At 59.6% G+C, this 255-nt stretch carries 1 pseudogene; it reads left to right on the forward strand.

Annotated features, from left to right (window positions below):
* Nucleotides 1-255: pseudogene (locus tag AB3X98_RS42190) on the forward strand (MFS transporter); the annotation flags it as partial.

The raw sequence follows: 255 nt of genomic DNA on the forward strand, positions 1-255 counted from the left end.
TCACAAGGGGCGCGTCCTGCTTGCGGCAGGCATCATGGCGGTGTCCACGGCGGCCAGTTATCTGATGATTCTCTTTATGCCGACGTATGCCGTGAAGCAGTTGCATCTGCCAGCGTCGACGGGTTTTTCGGCGACGGTGCTGACGGGCGCGATCCTGATGGTGTTAACGCCGTTCATGGGGCATCTCGCCGACAAATATGGACGCAGCCGGATGATGACGGTCTCCGCGCTTCTCACGCTGCTGACCATCTATCC

This window comes from Paraburkholderia sp. BR14312, assembly GCF_040948675.1.
GTDB classification, from domain to species: domain Bacteria; phylum Pseudomonadota; class Gammaproteobacteria; order Burkholderiales; family Burkholderiaceae; genus Paraburkholderia; species Paraburkholderia nodosa_A.